The sequence below is a fragment of the Paenibacillus sp. J22P277 genome (genome assembly GCF_059383675.1).
In genome coordinates this window covers 116766-128912 of the sequence record NZ_JBXENS010000013.1, presented here as the reverse complement: position 1 = coordinate 128912, position 12147 = coordinate 116766, and the positions used below count along the sequence as shown (strand labels likewise).

Here is a 12147-nt window from a genome sequence, read left to right as displayed (position 1 = left end):
CATAAGCTGCCGTCGCTTTTGACTGCATACACGCTTCGATCCCCTGAATCGATTTGAACCGCATCGGCAAAAAGTTTGCCTGACGCCGTTGACGTCGCCGTTGACTCTATCGTCATGCCCCCGGCCTCGTCTGCAAGTGCGCTTGCAGGCAGCATGAGTGACAATCCAATTGCAGCGCCGACAACCCATTTATGCATGTTCCTATTAATCATCCATTTGACTCTCCTTCATAGATACGCCCAATTCTAATCCTCTGACGTTCCCGGCAATGAAAAAGTTTCATGCCAAGGAGAGGCGAGCGATTTTGAATTGATACATTTCTACCACCGGGCTCTTTGGAAACGGCATACAGCCGATCTGAGGGTCTATTATACTTGTCCTTCCAGTATTCGATGTAATACGGAAAAAGACGCCCTTCTGCTTGGCGGCGAAGGCGTCCTATCGTTCAATACATACCGGGCATACGTATACCCTTATTCGGTTACGCTCATTTTAGTATGGGCCTAGTGGATAGGCAATACAAATGCCCCCTATCAACGAGGAGGCTTTTTATGGAACATCATTTTAACATTTAGCTATTAGAACCATTTGTAGGTATCAACTTCTGGACATAAGAAAAGTACAGCCTCTTGGACTGTGCCTTCGAATCAAGTTTCTCTCTAATTGAACTATCGTTCCCAGTTAGCGTAATCGCTCAAGTAATTTAGATCTCATTCAGCCATCCTTCAATTTTATTAAATTTTCTCTGCATAACGCTTAATAGTTAGTATGGTTCCAGCAACCTGTTCGGTCGCGGCTTTCCGTTCATCTTGATCCGTGCAATCAATCCATAAAGACCGCTTTAGACAATATTCTAGCCAGTCCAACTTCCCTAAAAATCCACTTGCCAGTATCATTCTCCAGTTTGCATGGATACGGTTTTGTGTTGTTCCTTTATAGCCATCAATGAAAGATAAGAACTTGTCTTGGGCAATCTCGCCCGACTCATTTTCAGACCAGTAAATAGCCGTTTCAATTAAGTCTTGTTTAACATTTCTATATCCTGCAAATTCCTAATCAATCAGGACTGGTTTATCATTCCACAAAACATTCTTAGGGTCCAGGTCGCCATGACTGATGATCATATCCGTTGAATCAAGTTCTTGTCATTGGCTCATGAAAAGAACTTGATGTCATAAACTAAAAAAGCTGCGATATACGCAGCCGTTTATGGGGTTATGTTCTTGTCACCGGGCAGTGGCGGCGTCTAGCACTTACATAGTATTTTATATATATGTCTATACTTAAATAAGATAAAATGTCCGTTACTTCAATAAAACAAAAGCGCCATACGATTGCAGCTCCCACATCGTCTTCGTTAGTTCAGCGGCTGAAGTCCTTTTAAGAAGTGCATCATTAGTTTATTGGCTAAACGTACCGCTTCCGTTCGGTTATTTGCAGGGGCCGTCAGCATTAGACCATCCCTACCACTCCAGTCCCCAGATTGGTTATCTTCCCGTTGTTCAAAAAGTGCTAGTGTAATAAGGCTGAAGTCGTCATCGACATATAGTTTGCCTAAAGGAAAACTTTTTATGGTCCCGTCCTCAAACCAATGGTACACTAACAAAAAGCCTTCCCCCCTTTCCCGTCTTATTAATAATAAGACGGCGATCTTGAATTCTGACTTTATCCCGCCGTTACTTCAATGTAAAACAGCAGCCGATCATGAGGCCGGCTGCCGTTGTCTATCCATTCAACTATCGTTCCCCGTTAGCTCGATAGTCAGAGCGTCAATATGGTGTTAGTCGAAGGAAGTTCTGGAAACAGCCATTGCATTTAAGGCGTTCTCAAAATAGCTATATACTTCATCTGCAATTCCCAGAAACTCTTCAACAGGTACATCACTATCCAAGTAACAAGCATACAGATAATCAACTAAAGTGGAGTCAATCTCACAATAATTTAATATGGCATTCTTCATCATAATAATGTCATCTTGCCATACACCTGTATCTTCTAATACCAATGAGTATAATGCACGAATTAATCTCTTTGAGTAACCTTTAATATATCTAGTTTTCAGTGTGCTATCACTAACATTAGAAAGTGAACTATGTACACGATCTACTTCCTTCTTGGTCTCTCTATTTAAGTCTATAATGAACTCTGGAGAAATCACTATCGGTGGTACTTTTACACCAACGTCATCACCATATATGCAAACACATATTATTTTAATCCAAAAACCCCAATCATTTGGATTACTTAATACATCGTCCATCGAGCAAATTATCGTATCAATCTTAGTTACTAGTGGATATTCTTCCAACATCCTGTCTTTAATATTTGACAATCTTTCGTAATCAATATCTTGGGGATTTGCACATACAATTGTAAAGTCTGCATCTGACTTAAAAGGTTTAGCAGTTCCTTTTGGAATCGAGCCACACATATAGATGCTATGAATCTTTCCTTTAAATTCGGTAAGTAAATTATCTGTATACTTATCAACAAAATCCTTATATTCATTTTGTATTTCAATTCTAGTTATAACTTTTTCTAAAATCATATAGTCTCCTCCTAAATTAAGAACTTCTATCGGCTAACGTCTTTTTTTGTAACCTTCGTAAATTAGCTCAATATCCAATTAACCCAAAATCCCATGTCTTAGCACGTAATTGTTTCCCATGTCCCACACCATCAAAAGGCTTGCATGTGATATACACCTCATCATTATTTATTTTTTTAATACTATTTCAGCAAATATTTAAAAACGTCTCTAGATAGATTCAAGCACATATTGGAAGTATCCTGCCATTTAGCTTAATGAAAAATGGAGCTGCTGCCACCGGCAAACTGCTCCATTTTTCGATGAACTATCCTTCCCATAAATATGCAGATTATTCAACTAATCTGCCCGTTAGCTTAATAAATCTCACTTAAAAGGTGTCGTCGGAAATCGGTCCATGTTCTTGTCACAAATCGGGAATCTGCTCAAGTTCTTGTCATTGCCAATTGACAAGAACTTGAGCCGATAACTAAAAAAGCCCGCGTTTTTGGCGGACTTCATTCGGACAATGTTCTTGTCACCCGACAGCGGTCGGACGCGAACAAACCCGGTACGCAAAAAAATAGCCGCTCACCGCGGCTATTGGAATACTCGCGTATAGAATCCGTCTAAGCCTCTATCAGGTCCGTATTGCAAATGTTAGGTTATTTATTATTCTGTGCTTTGTAATTCTTGATATACTCGTCTTCGACCGCCTTGCCGCCTTGATCCATGTACTGCTGAACCAATGCTTTATACAGGCTGTCTACTTCAGCTGGTTTCGCAACGATCAGTTTGGCTAGCATTTGTGCCGACAGACTCTTAAGCGCCGCGTTGTTTTTGGCATCGGCCGCATTCGGTATGGAATAGAAATAGTTCGTATAATAGTCGACCAAGCCCACCTTCAACGCATTCTCTACATCCTTCTCGTAACCGGGATAGCCTGCGGAGATTGCGGCTTCATTCTTTTTCGGATCCCCGAGTTCGATCCCGTTCGAAAGGATATCATAGTCGAGGTTGTTGGCCACCGTCATCATCTTATCGCCGGAATTCGTCGTTCCTGTCTGTTTGGGAACACCGTCCACCATGTTGTAGTCGACGCCTTCCTCGCCGTTCTGGAGGAAGAGGGTTACCTTAGGGTCAGCCATCCAGTTCAGGTACTGTATGGCAAGGTCAATATTCTTGCTGGTTTTAGGGATAATGACGTACAAGCCATTTGGGCTGTACCCGTTCTTCGGATGCTTGCCCGCATCGTTCTGCCACGGATCGATCGGAATAAGCTCAGCACCGGGAACGTTCTTGACGAGGTTGGCATAGGTACCGGGAGCAGTTCTGTACGGACCATCCCAGTTCGTTTGGAACGCTCCGACTTTGCCGTTGGAAATATCCCCGTCCAGCAGTTTTCCATCCTTGTCCGTCGCGAAATTCGGGCTGATCAAGCCTGCATGATACATTTTGTTCATGTATTGAACGGCTTTATCAAACCCTGGCATACTCCAGTTCGCCTCCCAGATCGCTTTCGGCTGAAGCGTGGCAAACTGTTCCTCGGTAAGGTTAGCTGGTTTAAAGGCTTCCGGTGTATAGCTCAGCCCGGGATTTGAGGGTTGCAGGGAATAACCGTAAGGAATCACTCCGGTCACGTTGCCGGGGTTTTTCTCCTTGAAGGCAGCCATGGTATCGTAGAACTCCTCCGGCGTAGTAGGAGTAGGAAGACCCAATTTATCGAGCCAGTCTTTGCGGATAAACGTATTCGAACCCGCGAGAACCGTTCGCTTGCCCGGTACGGCATACTGCTTGCCGTTGAATTGGCCGTACTTCAAGACATCGTCGCCAAGATACGTCGTAAGCGTCGATCCATGCTCCTGGAGGACTGAATCCAGCTCTGCCAACCCGCCCTGCTGCACATAATTATAAACAACGCCCTGATTGTAGGTGTAGGAGATGTCGGGTGCCTGGCCTGCCGCCATCAAGACGTTCAATTTGTCTACTTCCTGTGCCCTGGGAACCGAAACGAACTTGACCGTGGCATTAAACTGCTTGCCGAAATTATCGTTGATGTACGTTGTCCAGAAGTTGTTATTTAAGTCCGGCTGTCCGGGTTTGCCTCTGTCGAATACTTCGACCGTTAACGTCCGATGTTCGGTTGTCGCGTCCGCCGTGCCATTTTGGGTGCCGCTTGACGTATTGCTCTGGCAGGCGGTCAATGCAGACGCGATTGTTAGCGCTACCAAAGAAAAGCAGATCGATTTTCGTGCCCGTACCTTCAAAGAAATCGCTCCTTTTTCTAAAATGGATTGTTAGCATCTAAATGTATATAAATTCGCGAAATCGATGAAATGATCCATTTCGCTCACCTATATCAACCTTTCACGGCACCGATCATGATCCCGGATACAAAGTATTTCTGGAGCCACGGGTACACGAGAAGAATCGGAATCGTACCGAACATGATGCTTGCCGCTTTCAAGGCCTCCGAAGGCAGGTTTACGTTGACGTTCTCGCCGGACATCTGCTGCGAAATATTGATCACGTTATACAACTTCAGCTGGATCGTATAGAGCTGCTGGTCCGTGATGTAGAATAGCGCATCCTGAAAATAATTCCAGCGGAATACGGCGTATAGCAAGCTGACCGTGGCAAGCGCCGGCTTGGACAGAGGCAGCACGATCTTAAGCAGGATCTGCAGTTCGCTGCAACCGTCCAAGTGCGCGGCTTCCTCCAGGCTATCGGGCAAGTTCTGGAAGAACGATTTCAAGATGATCATATAGTAGACGCTCATCATACCCGGAAGAATCAGGGCCCATGGCGTGTCCAGCAGGCTCAGGCTCTTGACGTTCAGATAATCCGGAATCAACCCGCCGCTAAAATACATGGTAAACAGCATCAATAACAATAAAGCATTTCTGCCCTTGAGCCTTTTTTTCGTCAGCGGGTATGCCGCCAAAATCGTAACGGTCAACGCCAGGAGCACGAACGCGACCGTCAGGAACACCGTATAGAACAAGGAGTACAACATCCCGTCATCCCCGAATACGACTTTATAGGCTTCGATATTAAAGTCGATCGGATAGACGGTTACGGCCTGGGAGATAATCGCCCGATTGGAGCTAAGCGATTGCGAAACAATATAGAGAAAAGGAACCAGGCATACAATGACCGTCAATAAAATAGCGAATGCTGCCGTATAATCCACGATTCTATTTTTCGAAAGATGCGACATCGTCAGTACCTCCTCACCATATGCCGTTTTCGCCTAATTTGCGGGTAAGAAAATTAGTGGTGACCAGGAAGATTAAGCAAATAACCGACTGGAACAGGCCGACGACCGCACCGACCGAAAAGTTCGCGGATTGAATGCCGATACGATAAGCATAGGTGCTGATAACGTCGCCGAAATCCATGACAAGGTTGTTTTGAATGTTAAACGGCCGGTCGAAGTTAACCGCCATAATATTGCCGACCTGCAGGATCAGCAGGATCACGATGGTCGGTCTGATCCCCGGCAGCGTGATATGCCATATCCTCCTTAATCTTCCCGCGCCGTCCGCGTCGGCAGCTTCATACAACTGCTTGTCGATTCCCGTCATGGCGGCAAGATACAAAATCGTTCCCCAGCCCGCGTTCTGCCATACGCCAACCAACGCATACGTTGCAACCCATGCGTATTTGTTCGTGAGAAAAGGGAACGGCTCCCCGCCCGTATGGCTGATCAAGGCATTTATCATCCCCGTGGGCGAAAGCAGCTGCGCAACGATTCCGCCGATAATGACCCAGGACAGGAAATGCGGCAGATACAGGATGGTCTGGCTTACCTTTTTGAATTTCTTCCATACGAGTTCATTCAGTAAAATAGCCAACAGGATCGGCGCCGGGAATCCCACTATCAAATCCAACCCGTTCAGCATCAGCGTATTGCGAACGACTTGATAGAATTGCGGCGATGAAAAAATTTGCTTGAAGGTTTCGAAATTATTCCACGGGCTCTTGCTGACGCCCTGAAAAATGTTGTAATCCTTAAAAGCAATCTGGATGCCGTACATGGGGGCATATTTAAACGTCACGATGTAGGCAACAGGGATAAGCAGCATGAGGTAAAGCAGGATATCTTTTCTAATATAGTAAAACAAGCCTTTCTTTTTTTGCGGCGGCCTTCCGACGCTTACCTTATTATCCGGAGCAACACGGCTATTCATTGCCTCCATCCACTACAACCTCCATTTTACGGTTCTCGCAAACCTGCACCGGGCCTAAGCCCGCCATTCTCCCAATCGGAGAGACGTATCCCCGCTATACGCCCGAGTAGGCCATGAACCCGCCGTCTACCGGCACCGTGATACCGGTTACAAAACCGGACATGTTAGCGTCCGCAAGCCATAATAACGCGCCCAGGAGGTCTTCGGGCTTTCCGAATCTTCTCATGGGTGTATGGGTGATGATCTTATGAGACCGAGCGGTTAACGAGCCGTCTTCGTTCAGAAGAAGCCCTCTATTCTGCTCCGTTAAGAAGAAGCCCGGGGCGATCGCGTTGACCCGGATACCCGTATCCGCCATATGAACGGCCAGCCATTGCGTGAAATTATCAATCGCCGCCTTCGCCGCGCTGTACGCCGGCACCTTCGTCATCGGGCTTGGCGCGCTCATCGAAGAAATATTGATGATGACCGCACCTTGGCGATTGATCATCTTTTTGGCGAAAATCTGCGCAGGGATGAGCGTTCCGAGGAAGTTCAAGTTGAGCACGTAGCTGAAGCCCTCCTGGGTCAAATCGAAGAATGTCGTGATCGCTTGGTTTCCCAGATCCTCCGGCTTCAACGTTTCGTTCGTCGTGCTCCCCATCGGGTGGTTGCCTCCCGCTCCGTTGATGAGGATGTCGCACACGCCCAGCCGGCGCGTCACCGTGTCTTCCGCCGCGCTTATGCTATCCGCGTCCAGCACGTTGCAGGCAACGGCGATCGCTTCTCCGCCGGCTTCCCTGATGCGTGCCGCAACCTGTTCTCCTTTTTCCGCCGTGCGGTTAAGTATGGCCACCTTCACGCCGTGCCGGCCAAGCTCCAGCGCCATCGCGGAGCATAGAACGCCGCTTCCTCCCGTAATAACCGCGACTTTCCCCTTTAAATTGACGTTGATTGCATGCATGCCGACGCCCTCCGTTTAGTTCTTTCGAGCGAGTCCCATATTCCCCACAAATACATAATGCCGAGAGCCCGGTCATACAACCCGTATCCAGGACGGCACTGCTCGTCCCAGATCTGTCTTCCGTGGTCCGGCCTGGCATAGCCCGTAAAGCCCTTCTCATGATACGCCGCGACAATATCGCACATATCGAGCGTACCATCCTGGGACCGGTGAGAGGTTTCAATGAAATCGCCGTTGTCGTAGAGCCTCACGTTGCGGATGTGGGCGAACGGAATGCGGTCTGAGAATTCCCTCACCATGTCCGCTACATGGTTCTTCGGGTTGACGCCTAGCGAACCGCTGCATAACGTGACGCCGTTATAAGGGCTATCCACCAATTTCAGCAGCCTGCGGATACTGTCCCGGTTCGTCAGGATTCTCGGCAGCCCGAACAGAGACCACGGCGGATCGTCCGGATGAATCGCCATTTTGATGTCATGGGTCTCGCATACCGGAAGGATCTGCTCCAAAAAGTATTGGAGGTTGTTCCATAAACCCTCTTCCGTCACGTTCTCGTACGCCTCGAACAACGCGGGCAGATGCTTCATTCGCTCCGGCTCCCAGCCCGGCATCGTGAAGTCCGGATTCTCGTTGATGACGCGGACCAGCTCCTCGGGATTATTCATGCTGTCGATCTTAGCCTTTTCATAAAAAAGTGCCGTCGAGTTGTCCGCCATGGGCTCATTCAGATTCGTGCGGATCCAATCGAATACCGGCATGAAGTTATAGCAAATCACCTTCACGCCGATCTTGGCCAGCCTCTCGATCGTTATTTTATAGTTGTCGATATAGTTGTCCCTGGTCGGCAGGCCCAGCTTGATATCCTCATGTATGTTAACGCTCTCGACAACCTCGATATGAAAGCCGTATTCGTCGGCCTGCTTCTTGATCGCCAGCATGCTTTCGAGCGGCCACGCTTCCCCCGCAGGGATGTCGTGAAGCGCCCAGACAATGCCTTCCACGCCGGGAATTTGTCTGATTTGGCCGAGCGTTACCGTATCATTGCCTTCGCCAAACCATCTGAATACCATTCTCATCGCCGATTCCTCCAAAAAAAGTCGCTGTTCCATGAGCGTGTACCGAGGCAACCCAGCGTACGGATCTATTGTTATATCCCGCGGCTTGCGCCTTCCAGCCACACGGCATCCCGCTGCGCCATCAAGCAAAGCTCGGCCGCTTTGAAGGCGTGCTCCTGCGTCATCGCGATCTCCGTGCGGTTCAGGCAGTCCAGTATCAGCTCCCCGAAGTACGGGTAACCGATCTTCCCTTTGACGTCGAAATAGTACTCGCCCTCATGATTAACGAGGTACACGTGCCCGCCGCTCTTCGATCTGGCTATATCCACGTACTTGCGCAATTCGATATATCCGTCGGTGCCCAGAATAATCGTACGGCCGTCTCCCCATGTACTGAGGCCGTTCGGCGTGAACCAATCGACGCGGAAGTATCCTGTGGAACCGTTGTCGCCCACCAAGTTGCAGTCGCCGAAATCCTCGAACGTCGGAAATTGCCCGTGATTGTAATTCGCCACCTGACTGTTCGCCACTCTAGCGTCCTTGGAGCCCGTGTAAAACAAAAATTGCTCGCATTGATGGCTGCCGATATCGCACAAAATGCCGCCGAATTGCTCGCGGTTAAAAAACCAATCCGGTCTGGACGGCACGTTGATCCGGTGCGGACCGTACCCGCTCACCTGCAGCACGCGCCCGATCGCGCCCTGCTCGATTAATTGTCCGGCATAGACCGCGCTTTCCGCGTGCACGCGTTCGCTGTAATAAACCGCATATTTCAAGCCGGTCTCCGCGGCTTTTTGACGGGCTTGTTCCAGCTGCGCGAGCGTCGTAAACGGCGCTTTATCCGTAAAGTAGTCCTTGCCGTGCGACATGATGCGCATGCCCAGAGCACAGCGTTCCGACGTGATGGCCGCGCCGGCAACCAATTTCACATTCGGATCCTGCAGCACCTCCTGTTCGGATCTTGCCGCCGTGACTCCGGGATAGGTTTGCACGAATTTGTTTACCTTGTCCGGGTCGGGGTCGTACACCCATTTCAGTTGTGCGCCTGCTTCGATAAGCCCGTTGCACATGCCAAAAATATGCCCGTGATCGAGCCCGATCGCCGCAAACGGAAACGCGCCTTCATCACAAACCGGGGCCGGCTTTCCTTTCGGGGCGTAGTTCATGCCGTCTTGCGTTTGCATCGCATTCATCTCCCGCTTCGTGTTATTTCTTATACTCGCTGCCCAGCGTAATGTCGTTCTTCGAGAAGGATACGACCGACGAGGTCTTCTCATAAAAATGCGGCGCGTTCGCGAGCAAGCCGTCCCTCGAATAGAACAGGCTGTCCTTCGTTAAAGGCAAGCTCACGCTCTTGCCCGTAGCCGCCGATTCATAGATGGCCGTGATCAGCTCAAGCGTTTTGCGCCCTTCGGTGCCGTCAATGAGCACGCTCAGCGATCCGCTTTCGATCGCCTTCATCACGTCGTCGATTTGTCCGGCGTGCCCGGTGTACGGAAGGTCCGCCATGCTGTTATACGCGTGCTCAAGCTCTTCCTCGAGCGCAGCGTTCCGAATCGGAAATCCGTTTTCCTTGGAGGTGGACGCATGCACTTTCCAAGGTGCGGATATTCTGGCCTTTTCCCCTTGGAATATGAGTTGTTGTTCCTCTCCGTGATGCACGACGGAGCTCGTAATTTGCGCCAGGCTTCCGTTGCCGTAAGAAAGAATGGCGATGGAGATGTCCTCGACTTCCGCGTTATCATGCGACGTATTGCTCATCACCGCATGGACTTTGTCCGGCATCCCCATCATCCACTGCAGCATGTCGATATGATGAACGGCGTGGTTCAGCGTACAACCGCCGCCTTCCTTCTCCCAAGTGCCTCTCCACCACAGATCGTAATAGCTGTGTCCTCTCCACCAGTGGGAATCAACCTGTGCATGTACGATTTTGCCTAACTTTCCGGTGTCGAGCGTACGTTTCAGCTTCATGATCGGATCCCTGAACCGGTTTTGACCGATGACGGACAAAATGCGCTCCGACTCCGAAGCCGCTTCCAGCATGCGGTCGCATTCTTCCATGGAAGAAGACATCGGCTTCTCTACCAACACATGCTTGCCGGCTCGCAAAAAGTCGATGGCGATTTGAGCATGCGTATACGGAGGGGTGCAGATCGACACCAGATCGATATCGCTGTCCAACAGTTCGCGGTAGTCTTGTTCGACCCTGCAGTCGAGCTGGAATTTCTCTTTGCTTTGGACGGCCTTATCTCCGTAGATGTCGCATAACGCAACGACTTGGCATCTTCCCTGGAACGCGGACGCATACGACTCCAAATGCGAATTGGCGATGCCGCCCGTACCGATAACGGCGACTTTGATCATCGTCTTTCACTCCTTCGGCTTATTTGAAATATTTGGCGTGCTTCTGTTTCAAATTTTCTTTCTCGGTCACGACCAGCTCTAAATGATCCCTTAGCTTAATTTCTGCTTGGTCGGGATCCTTCTCCTGGATAGCGCGAACAATTCCATGATGCTGGGCAAGGATGATTTTCCAGTCGGAATCGGAAGCAAGCCGTAAAATCCGAATGCGGTTGTCATGCGTTGCCATTTGTTGAATAAGTCCCCACGTGCGGGCTCGACCGCAGCCGATCATAATCGATTTGTGAAACTCTTCGTCGAGTTCGAACAGACGCCCGTAATTCTGTTCGGACTCGCACAGTTCTTGCAGCGAGACGAGATGTTGCAGATGAAACACTTGTTCCTTGCCGAGCCGCTCGCAGGCTTCCCGTACAACGGCAGATTCCAACGTTTTTCTGACGAACCGGGATTCTTCCGCGTGCTGCAAATCGATCAACGAAATGACGGAGCCCTTCTGAGGAGTGGTTTCGATTAATTCCTCCTGCGTGAGTTTCACTAATGCCTCGCGAATCGGCGTCCTGCTCACTTGGAGCATTTCGACCAGTTCTTTTTCCGAGATAAACTGCCCCGGCTCGAGTCGCAGCTCCATGATGTTCTTCTTCAAGGTCGCGTAAACGAAATCCCGAATGAGTCCTCTCTTGTCTCTTGAAACGTCAATCTGAATGCCCATGAGATTCCTCCTGCCAGGCGAGCCGCCATCCATTATTCAAACGCTTGCATGAAGCGCTTACAGAAATATTAGGATGACTAGTTGCCCTAGTATACCAGTTTGAGCGGAATGAGCCGGATCGCTTGATGAAGCTTAATCGGCCGCCCTCCTTGCATGGCTTCGTTCTCCGGCCGCCCTATATGGTTGACGTCTCGCGGATCGATGCCTTGCTCGCTTTAGCCGGTGATAATACTAACATACCACCACTTCGGCGGAGTGACGATGCGCTAATCGCGATACAGATTTACCCATTTCTCGCATTCCCTGCAATTGAAAGCGCTGTATAATGGAAATGGAATCATTCGGAGAACGAGGAG

At 49.2% G+C, this 12147-nt stretch carries 10 protein-coding genes; all 10 read right to left on the bottom strand.

All coding sequences use genetic code 11. The features are described from left to right. Positions 1-212: hypothetical protein (locus AC50YL_RS34195; RefSeq protein ID WP_494837844.1), on the bottom strand; the 212-nt coding region annotated here is incomplete at its 3' end. 1568 nt (positions 213-1780) lie between these two features. Next, the gene (locus AC50YL_RS34190) at positions 1781-2548 is read right to left on the bottom strand and encodes a nucleotidyltransferase domain-containing protein (protein WP_161747348.1); all 768 of its coding nucleotides are present in this window, start codon (positions 2546-2548) and stop codon (positions 1781-1783) included. 644 nt (positions 2549-3192) lie between these two features. Further along, positions 3193-4794: an extracellular solute-binding protein gene (locus tag AC50YL_RS34185; protein ID WP_494837843.1), complete on the bottom strand. Its 1602-nt coding sequence runs from the start codon at positions 4792-4794 to the stop codon at positions 3193-3195. 92 nt (positions 4795-4886) lie between these two features. Further along, the gene (locus tag AC50YL_RS34180; RefSeq protein WP_494837842.1) at positions 4887-5747 is read right to left on the bottom strand and encodes a carbohydrate ABC transporter permease; all 861 of its coding nucleotides are present in this window, start codon (positions 5745-5747) and stop codon (positions 4887-4889) included. Positions 5748-5760: 13 nt separating this feature from the next. Next, positions 5761-6720, bottom strand: coding sequence for an ABC transporter permease (locus AC50YL_RS34175; RefSeq protein ID WP_494837849.1), 960 nt, complete (start codon positions 6718-6720; stop codon positions 5761-5763). A gap of 94 nt (positions 6721-6814) precedes the next feature. Next, on the bottom strand, positions 6815-7663 hold the full coding sequence (locus AC50YL_RS34170; protein ID WP_494837841.1) for an SDR family oxidoreductase: 849 nt from the start codon (positions 7661-7663) through the stop codon (positions 6815-6817). Beyond that, entirely contained in the window at positions 7639-8739 is a 1101-nt protein-coding gene (gene uxuA, locus AC50YL_RS34165; protein WP_494837840.1) for a mannonate dehydratase, read from the bottom strand. The genes AC50YL_RS34170 and uxuA overlap by 25 nt, the downstream gene beginning before the upstream one ends. A gap of 71 nt (positions 8740-8810) precedes the next feature. Beyond that, positions 8811-9902, bottom strand: coding sequence for a Gfo/Idh/MocA family protein (locus AC50YL_RS34160; protein WP_494837839.1), 1092 nt, complete (start codon positions 9900-9902; stop codon positions 8811-8813). Between the two features lie 22 nt (positions 9903-9924). After that, positions 9925-11085: a Gfo/Idh/MocA family protein gene (locus tag AC50YL_RS34155; RefSeq protein WP_494837838.1), complete on the bottom strand. Its 1161-nt coding sequence runs from the start codon at positions 11083-11085 to the stop codon at positions 9925-9927. Between the two features lie 19 nt (positions 11086-11104). Continuing rightward, a complete protein-coding gene (locus AC50YL_RS34150) occupies positions 11105-11791 on the bottom strand; it encodes a GntR family transcriptional regulator (RefSeq protein ID WP_494837837.1) in 687 nt (228 codons plus the stop codon). Between the last annotated feature and the right edge of the window lie 356 nt (positions 11792-12147).

Coding starts and splice junctions, on each gene's coding strand:
- AC50YL_RS34170 (WP_494837841.1), bottom strand. CDS start 7,663: ATGCATGCAATCAACGTCAATTTAAAGGGGAAAGTCGCGGTTATTACG.
- AC50YL_RS34150 (WP_494837837.1), bottom strand. CDS start 11,791: ATGGGCATTCAGATTGACGTTTCAAGAGACAAGAGAGGACTCATTCGG.
- AC50YL_RS34160 (WP_494837839.1), bottom strand. CDS start 9,902: ATGCAAACGCAAGACGGCATGAACTACGCCCCGAAAGGAAAGCCGGCC.
- AC50YL_RS34180 (WP_494837842.1), bottom strand. CDS start 5,747: ATGTCGCATCTTTCGAAAAATAGAATCGTGGATTATACGGCAGCATTC.
- AC50YL_RS34190 (WP_161747348.1), bottom strand. CDS start 2,548: ATGATTTTAGAAAAAGTTATAACTAGAATTGAAATACAAAATGAATAT.
- uxuA (WP_494837840.1), bottom strand. CDS start 8,739: ATGAGAATGGTATTCAGATGGTTTGGCGAAGGCAATGATACGGTAACG.
- AC50YL_RS34155 (WP_494837838.1), bottom strand. CDS start 11,085: ATGATCAAAGTCGCCGTTATCGGTACGGGCGGCATCGCCAATTCGCAT.
- AC50YL_RS34175 (WP_494837849.1), bottom strand. CDS start 6,720: ATGAATAGCCGTGTTGCTCCGGATAATAAGGTAAGCGTCGGAAGGCCG.